Origin of the sequence: Bacillus sp. NPDC060175, from assembly GCF_042728695.1 — a bacterium.
Classification (GTDB): domain Bacteria; phylum Bacillota; class Bacilli; order Bacillales; family Bacillaceae_G; genus Bacillus_A.
Genome location: NZ_JBHWYR010000015.1, coordinates 67,318 through 83,048, shown reverse-complemented (window position 1 = coordinate 83,048; position 15,731 = coordinate 67,318). Strand labels below are relative to the sequence as shown.

At 36.7% G+C, this 15,731-nt stretch carries 16 protein-coding genes and 1 pseudogene; 2 read left to right on the top strand and 15 right to left on the bottom strand.

Features of this window, described 5'->3' with window-relative positions:
- Positions 1 to 562: hypothetical protein (locus ACFWDE_RS10630; protein WP_377892110.1), on the top strand; the 562-nt coding region annotated here is incomplete at its 5' end.
- Positions 563 to 747: 185 nt separating this feature from the next.
- Complete coding sequence (locus ACFWDE_RS10625; RefSeq protein ID WP_377892107.1) at positions 748 to 2,295, top strand: recombinase family protein; 1,548 nt, start codon at positions 748 to 750, stop codon at positions 2,293 to 2,295.
- Positions 2,296 to 2,327: 32 nt separating this feature from the next.
- Here the strand turns inward: ACFWDE_RS10625 and dpaB are convergent.
- The 15 genes and pseudogenes from dpaB to nusA form a co-directional block, all read right to left on the bottom strand.
- Positions 2,328 to 2,753, bottom strand: a pseudogene (gene dpaB / locus ACFWDE_RS10620) (dipicolinate synthase subunit B); the annotation flags it as partial.
- Positions 2,750 to 3,652 (bottom strand): dipicolinic acid synthetase subunit A, encoded by a 903-nt coding sequence (dpaA, locus tag ACFWDE_RS10615; RefSeq protein WP_002146112.1) that lies wholly within the window; start codon positions 3,650 to 3,652, stop codon positions 2,750 to 2,752. The pseudogene dpaB and the gene dpaA, both read right to left, overlap by 4 nt.
- A 172-nt stretch (positions 3,653 to 3,824) precedes the next feature.
- Positions 3,825 to 4,073 (bottom strand): YlmC/YmxH family sporulation protein, encoded by a 249-nt coding sequence (locus ACFWDE_RS10610; protein ID WP_002014571.1) that lies wholly within the window; start codon positions 4,071 to 4,073, stop codon positions 3,825 to 3,827.
- 135 nt (positions 4,074 to 4,208) lie between these two features.
- Entirely contained in the window at positions 4,209 to 5,450 is a 1,242-nt protein-coding gene (locus ACFWDE_RS10605; RefSeq protein WP_002146110.1) for a M16 family metallopeptidase, read from the bottom strand.
- 86 nt (positions 5,451 to 5,536) lie between these two features.
- Complete coding sequence (locus ACFWDE_RS10600) at positions 5,537 to 6,436, bottom strand: polysaccharide deacetylase family protein (RefSeq protein ID WP_002111361.1); 900 nt, start codon at positions 6,434 to 6,436, stop codon at positions 5,537 to 5,539.
- Positions 6,437 to 6,591: 155 nt separating this feature from the next.
- Positions 6,592 to 8,745, bottom strand: coding sequence for a polyribonucleotide nucleotidyltransferase (pnp, locus tag ACFWDE_RS10595; protein ID WP_377892102.1), 2,154 nt, complete (start codon positions 8,743 to 8,745; stop codon positions 6,592 to 6,594).
- Positions 8,746 to 8,906: 161 nt separating this feature from the next.
- The gene (rpsO, locus tag ACFWDE_RS10590) at positions 8,907 to 9,176 is read right to left on the bottom strand and encodes a 30S ribosomal protein S15 (RefSeq protein WP_001229392.1); all 270 of its coding nucleotides are present in this window, start codon (positions 9,174 to 9,176) and stop codon (positions 8,907 to 8,909) included.
- A gap of 100 nt (positions 9,177 to 9,276) precedes the next feature.
- Positions 9,277 to 10,248: a bifunctional riboflavin kinase/FAD synthetase gene (gene ribF / locus ACFWDE_RS10585; protein WP_002146106.1), complete on the bottom strand. Its 972-nt coding sequence runs from the start codon at positions 10,246 to 10,248 to the stop codon at positions 9,277 to 9,279.
- A 43-nt stretch (positions 10,249 to 10,291) separates the two neighbouring features.
- Entirely contained in the window at positions 10,292 to 11,215 is a 924-nt protein-coding gene (truB, locus tag ACFWDE_RS10580) for a tRNA pseudouridine(55) synthase TruB (RefSeq protein WP_002146105.1), read from the bottom strand.
- Positions 11,216 to 11,305: 90 nt separating this feature from the next.
- Complete coding sequence (rbfA, locus tag ACFWDE_RS10575) at positions 11,306 to 11,662, bottom strand: 30S ribosome-binding factor RbfA (RefSeq protein ID WP_002146104.1); 357 nt, start codon at positions 11,660 to 11,662, stop codon at positions 11,306 to 11,308.
- 15 nt (positions 11,663 to 11,677) lie between these two features.
- Entirely contained in the window at positions 11,678 to 11,959 is a 282-nt protein-coding gene (locus tag ACFWDE_RS10570) for a DUF503 domain-containing protein (RefSeq protein ID WP_002088157.1), read from the bottom strand.
- Positions 11,956 to 14,022, bottom strand: coding sequence for a translation initiation factor IF-2 (gene infB / locus ACFWDE_RS10565; RefSeq protein ID WP_002088159.1), 2,067 nt, complete (start codon positions 14,020 to 14,022; stop codon positions 11,956 to 11,958). The genes ACFWDE_RS10570 and infB overlap by 4 nt, the downstream gene beginning before the upstream one ends.
- A 4-nt stretch (positions 14,023 to 14,026) precedes the next feature.
- Positions 14,027 to 14,338, bottom strand: coding sequence for a YlxQ family RNA-binding protein (locus tag ACFWDE_RS10560; RefSeq protein WP_001286519.1), 312 nt, complete (start codon positions 14,336 to 14,338; stop codon positions 14,027 to 14,029).
- On the bottom strand, positions 14,339 to 14,611 hold the full coding sequence (rnpM, locus tag ACFWDE_RS10555; RefSeq protein WP_002088161.1) for an RNase P modulator RnpM: 273 nt from the start codon (positions 14,609 to 14,611) through the stop codon (positions 14,339 to 14,341).
- Positions 14,612 to 14,622: 11 nt separating this feature from the next.
- Complete coding sequence (gene nusA, locus ACFWDE_RS10550) at positions 14,623 to 15,729, bottom strand: transcription termination factor NusA (RefSeq protein ID WP_377892094.1); 1,107 nt, start codon at positions 15,727 to 15,729, stop codon at positions 14,623 to 14,625.
- Positions 15,730 to 15,731: the final 2 nt, after the last annotated feature.

Sequence of the window (15,731 nt, the reverse complement as noted above, 5' to 3'; positions counted from 1 at the left end):
GGAAAAGAAGGAAGCAACTTCTACTGAAAATGTAAAAACAACTGCAAACAATAAAGATAATGAAACAAAGAAAAATGAAACAACGCAACAAGAACAACCAAAACAGGTAGAAATCAGTGAAGATGCTTTTGTTGCTTATGCTCAAAACATTAAGGGCAATGCTTTTATTAAAGATATGAAATTGAATGCAAAAGAAGCAGAAATTACATTCCATGATTCATTTTCAGCTTTTAAATCAGCAAAACCAGATAGTAATGTCACAGAAGAACAATATAAACAGTATTTTTCAACTGGAGATGCTATTGAAAAAATGCTTGTAAGTGAACCTGCAAGATTACTAAGACAATTTCCAGATTTAGATGTTGTAAAAATGACTGTTCCATTTGAAGGAAAAACATACAGTATCAACTTAGATAGAAAATCTTTAAATACATACTTAGGCTTTAAAATTGAAGATTTAAAAGTTGAAGACAAATCTTGGGTCAAAAAGTTTAACGATCCATACGTGTATGATAAGGCAAAACGTAAGGAATTCTTTAAGAAATTTGTTACTATACAATAATATTCCCTTAAAAAAAACCAGCCTTATCCAATATCACTAATATACTCCAAAATAAAAGGCTGATATCCTCACGCCTTTTATTTTTACGCAAAAACGAACATACGTTTTTATTCTGAACTCAAAATATATATATTTATTCGTATGATTTTTTATATAATGAATAAAACAAAGGAGGTTCTCCCGCTATGAAAACCGCAATCTACCTACGTAAATCTCGTGCTGACCTAGAAGCTGAAGCACGCGGCGAAGGCGAAACGTTAGCAAAGCACCGCTCTACCCTGCTGAAAATTGCCAAGGAAATGAACTTAAATGTTTTAGCTGTCCGTGAGGAAATCGTTTCTGGTGAGAGCTTAGTGAAACGGCCTGAGATGTTAGCACTACTTGAAGAAATTGAAGATAACAAATATGATGCTGTTCTTTGTATGGATATGGACCGTTTAGGTCGTGGTGGTATGAAAGAGCAAGGAATCATTTTAGAGACGTTTAAACGCTCGAATACGAAGATTATGACACCTAGGAAGACTTATGACCTTAATGATGAGTGGGACGAAGAATACAGCGAATTTGAAGCGTTTATGGCACGTAAGGAGTTAAAGATTATTACACGCCGTATGCAACGAGGCCGTATTGCTAGTGTAGAGGCTGGGAATTACCTTGGTACACATGCACCGTTCGGATATGATATCCATCGTTTAAATAAGCGAGAGCGTACTTTAACGATTAATTCAGAAGAGGCTTCTGTTGTAAGGTTGGTATTTGATTGGTATGCAAATGAGGATATGGGTGCTAGTGCAATTAGGAACAAGTTAAATGACCTTGGCTACAAAAGTAAGTTAGGGAATGATTGGAATCCTTATAGCATCTTGGATATATTAAAGAACAATGTGTATATCGGAAAAGTAACATGGCAAAAACGAAAAGAAATAAAGCATCCTGATGCTGTGAAACGTAGCTGTGCAAGACAAGATAAATCTGATTGGATTATTGCTGACGGAAAACATGAGCCTATCATACCCGAAAGCTTGTTTGAGCAAGTGCAAGAAAAATTAAACTCAAGATATCATGTTCCTTACAATACGAATGGCATTAAAAACCCTCTAGCTGGCATTATTAAATGTAGTAAATGTGGTTATAGTATGGTTCAACGTTATCCGAAAAATCGAAAGGAAACGATGGATTGTAAGCACCGTGGTTGCGAAAACAAATCCAGCTATACTGAATTAATTGAGAAACGTTTACTCGAGGCTTTAAAAGAATGGTATATCGATTATAAAGCTGACTTTGAAAAACATAAGCAAGATGACAAATTGAAAGAAACGCAAGTTATTCAAATGAATGAGGTCGCATTACGAAAGCTTGAGAAAGAATTAGTGGATGTCCAAAAACAAAAAAATAATTTACACGATTTATTAGAGCGTGGCGTTTACACTGTCGATATGTTTTTAGAACGTTCAAATGTAATTTCCGATCGTATTAATGAAATTACTTCAACGATGGAAAACTTAAAGAAAGAAATTAAAACAGAAATAAAAAAGGAAAAAGTAAAGAAAGATACAATACCTCAAGTGGAGCATGTTCTTGACCTGTACTTCAAAACAGATGATCCGAAAAAGAAAAACAGCCTCCTAAAGTCGGTTTTAGAAAAGGCTGTTTATAAGAAAGAAAAGTGGCAAAGACTCGATGATTTCGAACTTGTGCTTTACCCTAAGCTCCCTCAAGATGGCGACATATAAGCGTTCGCGCTTTGTCGTCACCTTGTTGGTGTAATTAGATTTACCCCATTTAACCCCAACGCATCATTCGTCGAAACAGCTAACACAACAGGCTTTCCATTTCTAAGCGTCGCTTTTGCTGCCATTAATACTGGAGAATCTGTCATCGCATTCGCAAATTTACTCATCGAATTTCCAGTTAAAGGAGCAATTACCATACAATCTAGCGGGATTTTTGGTCCGAGTGGTTCTGCTCCGACAATTGAATTAATTGCTTTAAACCCTGTTATTTCTTCGATCTTTTTAATCCATTCTTCCCCTTCGCCAAATCTAGTATTTGTTGATTGGACAGTATAAGAAACAACGGGACGTACTTCTGCACCTTCTGCAATTAACTTCTCTAAATGTGGCATAACTTCTTCATACGTACAATGTGAGCCTGTAAATCCGAAACCAATTCGTTTTCCCTTCAAACTCATTTCTCATCATCCTCCTTTGCGATTGCATCTGCTATTAATAACTGAGAAAGAACATTCGCTAATATTTGTCCTGCTGTTTTCGGTGCAACAATCCCAGGAAGACCAGGTGCTAATAGTGCCTTCACTCCACGCTTCTCCGCATAGCGAAAGTCCGTGCCACCTGGCTTAGAAGCTAAATCAATAACTAGCGTATGAGCTGGCATTTTTGAAATAACATTCGCTGTCACAACGAGATGCGGAATTGTATTAATAACAATATCGATATTACCTACTTCTTTCTCTATGTCTTGCATATGAAAAGGAGAAAACATCATTTCTGTAATACGAGCAATATGTTCCGAACGTCTCGCTCCAACTTTGACATGTGCTCCTAATGATTGAAAAGCTCTTGCAACACTCATACCAGTTCTACCAAATCCTAAAACCATTACATTCGATCCATGAATTGTGTAATCAGTATGTTGAATAACCATCATTAGTGTACCTTCTACGGTCGGAATAGAGTTATAGATTGCAACATCATCACGATCAAATAATTTTACAAGTTTGCGATTTGTAGTAGATACGAGATTTTCCAAGTAAGGTGTACCAATACCTGAATATATAGTGAAGTTTTCTGGCGTCTTTTCAATTTGTTCTTTCGTTATGGAAACTTTTTCATTTGAAAAAATAGTATCTACTTCTCCTCTGGCATTCGTCCCTGCAACCGGCAAAATAATCGCATCTAAAGAAGTGAAATTTAAATCTTGTATACTTTCCTTTGCTGCCCCTGTGAAGCCATGATCTAACTGTTCAAACCCTATTAATGAAAGTTTCGCGTCCAGTTCGACTAGCTTGCGAATTACTTCTAGCTGCCGTGCATCTCCTCCTATGACAGCAATATGCATCTCAGTCAACATTCCCTAATTCACCTTCTTTTTCTTTCATTTATAAGAAAAATGCCTACTTTTTCTTTTTCCTCCACATCATATGTAATGTACGAGTTTGAGGTGATTGAAAAACAAAAGGCACACGTGATTTATCTTCTTTATATAAAGATAAAAAAAAGACAACCAAAATGGTCATCTTTCACTATGATCTTGAATGGTTCGTAAGATCGCAAAGTATCATATCATTTCCAACCTTCTTTATTTTGCTCCATTCTACTCTCACTTCTTGCTGTTCTCTTTTAAAACCTCCCCATTTCCCAGCAGGTATAATAAGCGCTTGTATTTTTCCATCTCTCTCATCAATTTCTAAATCTGCATGACCTAAAACTCCCATTTTTTCTGCTCTTTCTAAATCCACAATCTCTTTGCCACTTAATTCACTTAAACGCATTAAATCTCCCCCTATCCTACTTTTTATGAAGGTTATCCTATAATAAGTACCTATTCTGCATATATAAAAAAAATAACCGTATCTCATATAAAAGAGATACGGTTATTTCCGAAAGCGAATGAATTACAAAATCGATTAAAGTTTCATTCCTTTTGGCAGTTTTCCATCTGGACTAATAAGTGCCGCAGAGAATTCATCAGTAAACATGTTACGAATTAACTCGTCTACATTTTGCTTTGTTACAGTGTTTACACTTTCAATAATCTCATCAAGAGAACGATGTTTACGAAGAAGCAATTCGTTTTTACCATTACGGCTCATACGACTATTCGTACTTTCTAAACTTAACATTAAGTTTCCTTTTAATTGTTCTTTACTGTTAACAAGCTCTTTTTCTGTAATACCTGTATTTTTCAACGTATTTAACGTTTCTTGCATTGTTTCATATAGTGTATCTAATTGTTTGCTACCTGTTCCACCGTAAAGTGTTAACATTCCTGTATCTTCATAAGAAGAGTGATAAGAGAATACTGAGTACGCCAATCCACGTTGCTCACGTACTTCTTGGAATAAACGGCTACTCATACTACCGCCTAAAACATTATTTAATACAATTAAGTTATAAATATCTTCGTGACCCATTTGCAAGCCTTTATATCCTAAACATAAATGAGCTTGTTCTGTTTCTTTCTTACGTGCTACTTTATTGAAATGGAAGATTGGGCTATGTACTTGTTCACGATTTGTTGTTCCTTCGTAATTACCGAAATATTGCTCTACATTTTGTAAAAATGCTTCATCAATATTTCCTGCAATTGATACAACAACATTTTCAGGTGTGTAATGATCTTTCATATATTGACGTAACGTATCACCTGTAAATGTTTCAAGCGTTTCTTCTGTTCCTAAAATAGGATATCCAAGCGGATGCGTTTCATATGTTGCTTTCGTTAACATATCATGCACAATATCATCTGGCGCATCTTCGTACATTTTTATTTCTTCACATACAACATTCTTCTCTTTTTTCAGTTCTTCCTCATCAAATGTTGAATTAAAGAACATATCTGCTAAAACATCTAACGCGTATTTAGCATGCTCATCTAGCACTTTTGCATAGTAACATGTATATTCTTTTGAAGTAAAAGCATTTACTTGTCCACCAATGCTATCAAATGATTCTGCAATCTCTCTTGCACTTCGCGTTTCTGTCCCTTTAAAGAACATATGTTCTAAGAAGTGTGAAACCCCATTATTTTTTTCATTTTCATTTCTTGAACCTGCGTGGATCCATATACCAATCGCAACTGAGCGTACAGTTGGTATATTCTCCATAACAATTCTTACACCATTTTTACAAGTATATTTTTTAATCAAAAACTTTCCTCCTAATGCCAGTTTCTCTAAATAATTGCTATTATTTAATGATAACAAGTTTAGAGATGAATGTCATGCAAATGTATTTAATCCACACGTTTTTCATCTAGTAATTCTGTAATATTCCCCACTTTATATCCTTGTTCCTTTAAATTTTTAATCATAGTATCTAGCGCTTCTGTTGTAGATGAAGTAGGATGCATTAGCACAATAGCACCTGGATGTATTTTTCGCATTACTCTCTGCAATAACACACCCGGTTCTGGCCGCTTCCAATCAATTGTATCTACAGTCCACATAATCGTCCCCATTTGGAAATCATCCGCTATTTTTACTACCTCATCCCGAAAGCTTCCGCTTGGCGGAGCAAACCATCTCACTTTCTGATTTGTAGCTGCTTCTATCATTCGATTCGTTTTTTGTAATTGATCTCGTATTTCATCTGTAGACAGCGTTTTCATATCAGGGTGTGTGTAAGAATGATTTCCTACTTCTTGATTTGCATCGACAATCATTTTGGCAAATCGTAAGTTTTCTTTCACCCAGCGTCCTTCTAAAAAGAAAGTCGCCTTCACATCATGTTTTTTCAATACCTCTAATATACGTGGCAAATACTCATTACCCCAGGCCACATTAATTGTTAATCCCACCATTTTTTTATTTGGATGTCCTCGATAAATGGGAGCTGGTGGTAAATCTTCTAAGTGAACACTCGGTGATACTTCCTTAAATTCAAGTTGTTTTTGATCAAACTTCTTGATTTTCTTCATATTATTATAGGACGCTTCTATATCCACTTGTTTTCCATTATACCCAGGCGTCGCCTTCCAAATCTTATCAATCATCGCATTTTGCGGCATAATCTCGTACTGTTTTACATGCTTTTGAATCTCTTCATGCAAGTTATCCTGCGCAAAAACGGAATAAGAGCCAAAACCCACATATAAAGAAAATATAAATATGTACGCTAATATACGAGCTTTCATATAAACCCTCCCATTAACTATAAAAAAAGAAACCATTTTCTTCTTATCTTTGTTAATTTGAGCGTTATGATGAAAACTATACCTATACTCACATAAAAATCTAAATGAATCACATTTTTTACATAACAAAAAAAGCCAGCTAAACTGGCTTTCACTTATTGTTGCTCTTGTGCGTTTTCTTCTTTAGCCACTTCTTCTTTAGCAGCTTCTTTTTCTTGCTCTTCTTTTAGCAATACTTTTCTAGATAAGTTTACACGACCTTGTTTGTCAATCTCGATAACTTTAACTGAAATCTCATCACCGATTTTCACAACGTCTTCTACCTTACCTACACGCTCAAGTGCAAGTTCAGAGATGTGAACAAGTCCATCTTTACCGCTAAATAATTCAACGAACGCACCGAATTTTTCAACACGTTTAACTTTTCCTAAGTAGATTTCGCCTACTTGTACTTCGCGAACGATATCTTCGATAATTTTCTTCGCTTTTTCATTCATCTCTTGATTAATTGATGAAATGAATACTGTACCATCTTGCTCGATGTCAATTTTAACGCCAGTTTCTTCAATGATTTTATTAATCTGTTTACCACTTGGTCCAATAACATCACGAATTTTATCTGGGTTAATTGCCATTGTAATAATCTTCGGAGCATACGCAGATAACTCAATGCGAGGTTCAGCGATAACAGATAACATGTGATCTAGAATGTGCATACGACCAACTTTCGCTTGTTGTAATGCTTCTTCTAAAATCTCACGAGATAAACCATCGATTTTAATGTCCATTTGTAGTGCAGTTACACCTTTTGCAGTACCTGCTACTTTAAAGTCCATATCACCTAAATGATCTTCCATTCCTTGAATATCTGTTAAAATTGTGTAATGCTCACCAGATTTCACTAGACCCATTGCAATACCAGCAACTGGCGCTTTAAGTGGTACACCCGCATCCATCATCGCTAATGTACTACCGCAAATACTCGCTTGTGAAGTTGAACCATTTGATTCTAATACTTCAGATACAAGACGAACTGTATATGGGAAATCCTTTTCAGATGGAAGTACAGGTTCAAGAGCACGTTCTCCTAGTGCACCGTGACCAATTTCACGACGACCTGGTCCACGCATTGGTCTTGTTTCACCAACACTAAATGAAGGGAAATTATAATGGTGCATAAAGCGTTTTGACTCTTCTACACCTAGACCATCTAAAATTTGCACATCGCCTAATGCACCTAATGTACAAATACTTAATGCTTGCGTTTGTCCACGTGTGAATAGACCAGAACCATGTGTACGAGATAAAATGCCAACCTCTGATGCTAAAGGACGAATTTCGTCACCTTTACGACCATCTGGGCGGATTTTTTCAACTGTAATAAGACGACGTACTTCTTCTTTTACAATTTTATATAAAATCTCACTTACTTGTCCTAATGTATCAGCATCAGCTTCCTCAGCTTCGTAATGCTCAATTACACGCTTTTTCACTACGCTAATTGCATCTTCACGTGCATGTTTTTCGTGCACTTGAATTGCAGAATGCATATCTGTCTCAGCCATTTCACGTACAGCTTGGTTCAAATCAGCATCCACTTCATAAAGTTTCACTGCTGTTTTCTCTTTACCGACAGCTTGTACAATCTCTTCTTGGAATGCAATTAGACGTTTAATTTCATCGTGTCCGAACATAATTGCTTCTAACATTGTTTCTTCAGGTACTTGATCCGCTCCTGCTTCAACCATGTTAATTGCATCTTTCGTACCAGCTACAACAAGGTGAATATCACTTTGTTCTTGCTGTTCTACTGTTGGATTAATAACGAACTCGCCATTAATACGACCAACTGTCGCACCTGCGATTGGACCTTCAAATGGAATATCTGAAATAGATAATGCTAATGAAGAACCAAGCATAGCTGCCATCTCAGAAGAACAGTCTTGATCAACACTCATTACGATGCTGACAACTTGTACTTCATTACGGAAACCATCTGCGAAAAGCGGGCGGAGTGGACGGTCAATTAAACGACTTGCTAAAATTGCTTTTTCACTTGGACGGCCTTCGCGCTTAATAAAACCGCCTGGGATTTTTCCGACTGCATATAAACGCTCTTCATAGTTTACTGTAAGCGGGAAGAAATCTACATTTTTTGGCTCTTTTGATGCAGTTGCTGTAGATAGAACTGCTGTGTCGCCATATCTTACTAATACTGCTCCGTTTGCTTGTTTTGCAAGCTGACTTGTTTCAATTGTTAGCTGACGACCAGCTAAATCTATCGAGAAGACTTGCTTTTCCTGACTCATTTAAGTACCCCTCTCAATTTAAAATATTCAATTCTTCTATGTAAATGGATAGTATATCACAATATTCTTTCCTCTAGTATTGCCGAAAATTAAGTAAGCTATAAAGAGTAGAAGATATATTTTTACCTAACAAAAAAGCGGGAATATTCCCGCTTCTTTGACTATCGACGTAAGCCAAGCTTTGTGATTAATTCACGGTAACGTGTGATATCGCTATTACGAAGGTAAGTAAGTAAGTTACGACGTTTACCAACCATCTTTAATAGACCACGACGTGAATGATGATCCTTCTTGTGAGTACGTAAGTGCTCGTTTAGAGTGTTAATTTGCTCCGTTAGGACAGCAATTTGAACCTCTGGAGAACCAGTATCAGTCTCATGAGTTCTAAATTGTGCAATGATTTCATTTTTACGCTCTTGTGTTAAAGCCATCCTATTTCACCTCCTAATAATTAAACCCCCAGTTACCTAGCAAGCATCGGTGAGTCGCAATGCCAAGTAATGGTTGTCATAAAGTACATAACATAGAATACTACTTTTCATTTGAAAAAGCAAGTATATTCTTTACGCTCGCAAAATATTCTTGGGCAACCTTTTTATCTTGAGCGATTTGCGCAACTAACTCATCAATTCCATTAAACTTTTTTTCTTCTCTTATACGCATGTGCCACTCCACTGTAACACTTTGATCGTATATGTCTTTATTAAATTCAAATAGATGTACTTCAATAGATAATTGACGCTCATTCTCTTTGAAAGTTGGTTTATATCCGATATTACATACACCATCATGCCATTCATCATGAACCTTCAACCTTACCGCATATACACCTACAGATGGCAACAGATATTCATCACTTAAACCTACATTTGCAGTCGGAAAACCAATTTGACGTCCACGCTTATCACCGTGTACAACTGTTCCTTCTACCGTGTAAGCTCTCCCTAAAATAGATGGAATTTGTTCCATTTCACCGTTTCGAATTAACTTTCGTAATGAAGTAGAACTTACTTTTTCTTCTTGATATTCAACTTTTTCGATCACGGTTTGTGTAAACTCCCCTCTTGCATGAAATGGTAAAGTCTCCATCTTCCCTTTTCCTAAACGTCCATATGAATAATCAAAGCCTGCTACTACATGCTTTACATTTAAACCGATAATATACTCATCGACAAACTGTTGTGGCAATAATCCAGCAAATGGCTCATCGAATTTCACCACATATAAGATATCAATTCCTAAACTTGCGATGATTTCTTCTTTAAGACGCATCGGTGTAATATACTCCACATGCGCTTCTTTTTTCCCTAATACAACAGATGGGTGTGGATGGAACGTCATGACAGCACTTTTACATCCTCTTTCATCCGCTATTTTTTTCGCTGTTCGAATCACACGTTGATGTCCTAAATGAATGCCATCAAAATATCCTAATGCCATTACAGTAGGTGGTAATTCTATTTTATTTTGTTCATGTGGATGAGTTAAATGAATAAGTTTCACGCTTGAATTCACCTTTTTCTGTAATAATCCTTCCAATAATTCATTATAGCTTTAGTTCTTGATTATTCACAAGTACTTTCATTGGCTTTAGCATGCCAGGGTGTTTTGGGTGATGCTCATAAATTGCTAAGCAACGATCATTTTTATCAAATACTGTAATAAATGGTGCTGTTGTTCCTAATTCATTCTTTAAGAACATACCGTTCTTAATTTTTTCAGCTTGCTTTTCATCTACAACCATTTTTGGAAACTTACTTAGCGCCTCATCAATTGAGATGAAACTAGACTCTACTGTTCCATTTTGCACGTTTTCTTCAATTTCTTCAAATGATATGCAATCTTCTAGTAAAAATTCACCTGATGCTGTTCTTACAAGGTGAGACATATGTGATGGAAATCCAAGTTTTTCACCAATCATTACTGCTAGTGTTCTTACATATGTTCCTTTACTACACGTTACACGGAAACGAAATGAAATGTTTTCTCCTTCAAAAACTTCACGTTCATCAAGTAATACAAATTCATGAATTGTAATTGTACGAACTGGACGTTCAACTTCTTGTCCTGCCCTTGCATATTCGTATAGTTTTTTTCCGTTAACTTTTACAGCTGAGAACATCGGTGGCATTTGTTCAATTGTCCCTGTTAGTTCCGCTAGTACCTCTTCTACTTCTTTACGTGTAATGACACGATTTACATCTTGTTTCTCCACAACCTCACCAGAAGCATCTTCTGTTGTTGTTGAAAATCCTAATGTCACTTCACCTTCGTATGTTTTTGTTTCACTTGTCAAAAATTGCGCGATTTTTGTTGCACGCCCAACGCAAATAGGTAATACTCCTGTTACATCTGGATCCAGTGTCCCTGTATGACCAATTCGTTTCTCACGCAATATCTTTCTTAATTTGAACACACAATCATGTGATGTCATTCCCTTTGGCTTATGTAATAATACTACACCTTCCATATATTCACCTCATCGTTATTCTTTTGTAGTAATTGCAATTATGCAAAACTTATTTTACATTGAAAAAATGGATAGACAAATGTCTATCCATTATTCTTCACGTTTACCGTCTTTATTAATTTGATGTAAAAGTGTATCAATTCGATGACCATATCCGATAGACTCATCAAACTCGAAGGAAATTTCCGGTGTTTTACGAAGACGAATACGTTGGCCAATTTCTGAACGAATAAAGCCTTTTGCCTTCGCTAAACCTTTTAATGTATTTTCTTTCTGTTCTTCGTCACCTAAAACAGAAATATATACTTTAGCAATTTGTAAATCTCCACTTACTTGTACATCTGTTACTGTAACAAATCCAATACGTGGGTCTTTAATTTTACGACTGATAATGTCGCCTAATTCTTTTTTCATTTGCTCGCCCACACGGTTCGCACGTAATTTCATAACTCTTCACCTCATTCAATACCATTCCAAATGTGTTATCGTACGTTCAATTTCAGGAAATGAATCGATATACTCAAGTACACGATTCATTTCTTTTTCACAGACAACACGATTTGAGGATACGGAAACAATTGCAATTTCTGTACGTTGCCATACATCTTGATGCCCAACTTCAGAAACAGCTACATTATAGCGCTGTTTCACACGAGTTAACACACGTTGCAAAATTGCTCGTTTCTCTTTTAAAGAATGCACATCGTAAATCATACACTCGAATGAGAGTGAAGCGATAATCATCGCTTCACTTCTTCCATAACGTATGCTTCAATGATGTCCCCTTCTTTAAGATCATTATATCTCTCAATTGTAATACCACACTCATAGTTTTGTGCAACTTCTTTTACGTCATCTTTGAAACGTTTTAACGTATCAAGTTTTCCTTCAAAGACTACTACGCCATCACGGATAATACGAACGCCACTATCACGTGTAATTTTACCGTCTATTACGTAACAACCTGCGATTGTTCCAACTTTTGTTACTTTGAATGTTTGACGAACTTCCGCTTGACCGATTACTTTTTCTTCGAATTCTGGATCCAGCATACCTTGCATTGCTGATTCAATTTCTTCGATTACTTTATAGATAATACGGTGTAAACGAACATCAACTTTCTCTAATTCAGCTGTACGCTTCGCATTCACATCAGGGCGTACGTTAAATCCAATTACAATTGCATTAGATGCAGAAGCTAAAATAATATCAGATTCTGTAATCGCACCTACGCCTGTATGGATAATTTTCACTTTTACGCCTTCAACATCAATTTTACGAAGTGATGCTGCCATTGCTTCTACAGAACCTTGTACGTCTGCTTTCACGATTAAGTTAATTTCTTTTACATCGCCCTCTTGGATTTGTTGGAATAAATCTTCCAGGCTGAATTTAGATTTCTCACCACGTTGTGCAACTAACGCTTCTTGTGCACGTGATTCACCGATTTGACGAGCTTTCTTCTCATCAGCGAATGCCATGAAACGATCTCCCGCTTGTGGCACTTCATTTAAACCTGTAATTTCAACAGGAGTTGATGGACCAGCAACTTTTACACGACGACCAATATCACTTACCATTGCACGAACACGACCGAATGATGTTCCAACAACAATTGGATCTCCAACTCGAAGTGTACCATTTTGAACAAGTAATGTCGCGATAGTTCCTTTACCTTTATCAAGCTGTGCTTCAATTACAGTACCAGCTGCATAGCGATTTGGATTTGCTTTATATTCTTCTACTTCACTCACAAGAAGGATCATTTCTAGTAAGTTGTCAATTCCCTCGCCTTGAATTGCAGAAATTGGTACGAAAATCGTGTCTCCGCCCCAAGCTTCTGGAACTAATTCATATTCTGTTAATTCTTGCATTACACGATCAGGATTTGCCGCTGGTTTATCCATTTTATTCACAGCAACAATAATTGGTACTCCAGCTGCTTTCGCATGGCTAATCGCTTCAACTGTTTGCGGCATAACACCGTCATCAGCTGCAACAACAAGAATTGTAATATCTGTTACTTGTGCACCACGAGCACGCATTGTTGTAAATGCCGCGTGACCTGGTGTATCTAAGAACGTAATTTTCTTATCATTTACATCAACTTGGTATGCACCGATATGCTGAGTAATTCCACCAGCTTCGCCAGCAGTTACTTTTGAATTACGGATAGAGTCAAGCAATGTTGTTTTACCATGGTCAACGTGTCCCATAATTGTAACAACAGCTGGACGTTCTTTTAAGTTTTCTTCATCATCTTGCTCATCGATGAATGTTTCAAATTCAGTTTCACTTACAACTACTTCTTCTTCTACTTCAATACCGTAATCAGTTGCAATTAACTCAATTGTATCTTTATCTAAGTCTTGGTTAATTGTTGCCATAATTCCTAGCATGAAGAGCTTTTTAATAATTTCAGATGGCTCTTTGCTTAACTTTTTAGCAAGGTCACCTACTGTAAGGCTTCCAGAGAAAGTGATTTTATCTGGTGTTTCTACTATTTGCGTTTGTTGTCTTCCAGCAAAGTTATCTTGACGTTTGTCTTCATTTTCTTTGCCTTTTTTCTTCTTCTTATTGCTGTTCTTTTTACTGCGAACAACTTTCTCTTCTACTTCAAACTCATCTGCAACAGAAGGTTTTTCCGCTCCAGTGTTATATTGATTATCTAATTTGTTTACTACTTCATCTTCTAACATTGTCATATGATTCGAAACCTCGATATTCATCTCTTTTAGTTTTGTCATAAGATCTTTACTTGAGATATTATTTTTTTTTGCATATTCATGTACTCGAATTTTACTCATACCTTCACCCCCGGTAATTTGTATCGAGCATGCTACGTAGCTTTTTCGCAAAGCCTTCATCTAAAACAGCTACAACGACTCGCTCGTCTCTCCCAATCGCATGCCCTAATTGTTGTCGATTTTCTACTTTTCTCATTGGTATGTTGTAGTACGTGGTTTTATCAATGATGCGTTTTGTAGTGTTCGCTGACGCATCTTCAGAAAGCAATACTAGCTTTGCTTTGCCACTTCGTACTTCTTTTAAAACGAGTTCTTCACCCGAAATAATTTTTCGAGCGCGGTTTGCTAGTCCTAAAAATGATTTCCAATCAGACACTTATTTCGACTCCTTCTCAACAAGCTCAAGAAGCTCTTCGTACAGAGAACTGTCGATTTTCGCTTTTAGATGATGTTCCAAAATATTTTTCTTTTGGGCTTGAATAATGCTTTCTTTATCTTTTGATAAATATGCACCTCGTCCTGATTTTTTTCCTGATAAATCAATAGACACTTCGCCCTCTTTGGAACGAACAATGCGAACTAGCTCTCGTTTTGATTTCATCTCTTGCGTCGCAATACATTTTCGTAACGGAACTTTTCGATTGCTCATACTCATCACCTCTATTCGATTTCGTCTTCAACTGAATCGAATCCGAATGCGATTACGTTATCTTCTTCTGTCACAATACCAAGTTGTTTCGCATCAGACTCACTTTTAATATCAATTTTCCAGCCTGTTAATTTAGCTGCAAGACGCGCATTTTGTCCACGCTTACCAATCGCTAATGAAAGCTGGTGGTCTGGAACAACAACAGTTGTTGCTTTCTCTGCTTCATCTACAAGTACTTTAACAACCTGTGATGGACTTAAAGCATTTGCAACATATTCAACTGGGTCATTCGACCAGCGAACGATGTCAATCTTTTCACCTTTTAGTTCATCTACAACGCGTTGTACACGTTGTCCTTTCGGTCCTACACAAGAACCTACTGGATCAACATCGATATTCTCTGCATATACAGAAATTTTAGAACGGTCGCCTGCTTCACGTGCTACAGAGCGAATTTCTACAGTTCCATCATAAATTTCTGGAACTTCCATTTCGAATAAACGTTTTAAAAGACCAGGATGTGTACGTGATACGTAAATTTGTGGTCCTTTTGTTGTCTTTTCTACTTTTGTAATAAATACGCGAATACGATCATGTGGTTTATATTGCTCATTTGGCATTTGCTCACTTACAGGTAATAAAGCTTCTACTTTACCTAAGCTTACATAGATGAAACGAGCATCTTGGCGCTGTACAATACCAACCATAATGTCTTCTTCACGATCACTAAATTCTGAATAAATAACACCACGTTCCGCCTCACGAACTCGCTGTGTTACAACTTGTTTTGCAGTTTGCGCTGCAATACGACCAAAATCTTTTGGCGTTACTTCAATTTCTAGTACATCGCCATCTTGGTAGTTTGGATTAATTTGTCTTGCCTCTTCTACAGAGATTTCAAGACGTGGATCAAATACATTATCCACAACGTCCTTACGTGCTAAAACTTGAATTGTTCCCACTTCTGGGTTAAAGCTCACACGAACGTTTTGTGCTTGGTTAAAATTGCGTTTATAAGCAGAGATTAATGCTGCTTCAATCGCATCAATAATAATATCTTTGCTAATACCTTTTTCTGACTCTAATACGAGCAAAGCATCTAACAACTCAGTGCTCATGA

Coding starts and splice junctions, on each gene's coding strand:
- ACFWDE_RS10625 (WP_377892107.1), top strand. CDS start 748: ATGAAAACCGCAATCTACCTACGTAAATCTCGTGCTGACCTAGAAGCT.
- dpaA (WP_002146112.1), bottom strand. CDS start 3,652: ATGTTGACTGAGATGCATATTGCTGTCATAGGAGGAGATGCACGGCAG.
- ACFWDE_RS10610 (WP_002014571.1), bottom strand. CDS start 4,073: ATGCGTTTAAGTGAATTAAGTGGCAAAGAGATTGTGGATTTAGAAAGA.
- ACFWDE_RS10600 (WP_002111361.1), bottom strand. CDS start 6,436: ATGAAAGCTCGTATATTAGCGTACATATTTATATTTTCTTTATATGTG.
- pnp (WP_377892102.1), bottom strand. CDS start 8,745: ATGAGTCAGGAAAAGCAAGTCTTCTCGATAGATTTAGCTGGTCGTCAG.
- rpsO (WP_001229392.1), bottom strand. CDS start 9,176: ATGGCTTTAACACAAGAGCGTAAAAATGAAATCATTGCACAATTTAGA.
- truB (WP_002146105.1), bottom strand. CDS start 11,215: ATGGAAGGTGTAGTATTATTACATAAGCCAAAGGGAATGACATCACAT.
- rbfA (WP_002146104.1), bottom strand. CDS start 11,662: ATGAAATTACGTGCGAACCGTGTGGGCGAGCAAATGAAAAAAGAATTA.
- ACFWDE_RS10570 (WP_002088157.1), bottom strand. CDS start 11,959: ATGATTATCGCTTCACTCTCATTCGAGTGTATGATTTACGATGTGCAT.
- infB (WP_002088159.1), bottom strand. CDS start 14,022: ATGAGTAAAATTCGAGTACATGAATATGCAAAAAAAAATAATATCTCA.
- rnpM (WP_002088161.1), bottom strand. CDS start 14,611: ATGAGCAATCGAAAAGTTCCGTTACGAAAATGTATTGCGACGCAAGAG.
- nusA (WP_377892094.1), bottom strand. CDS start 15,729: ATGAGCACTGAGTTGTTAGATGCTTTGCTCGTATTAGAGTCAGAAAAA.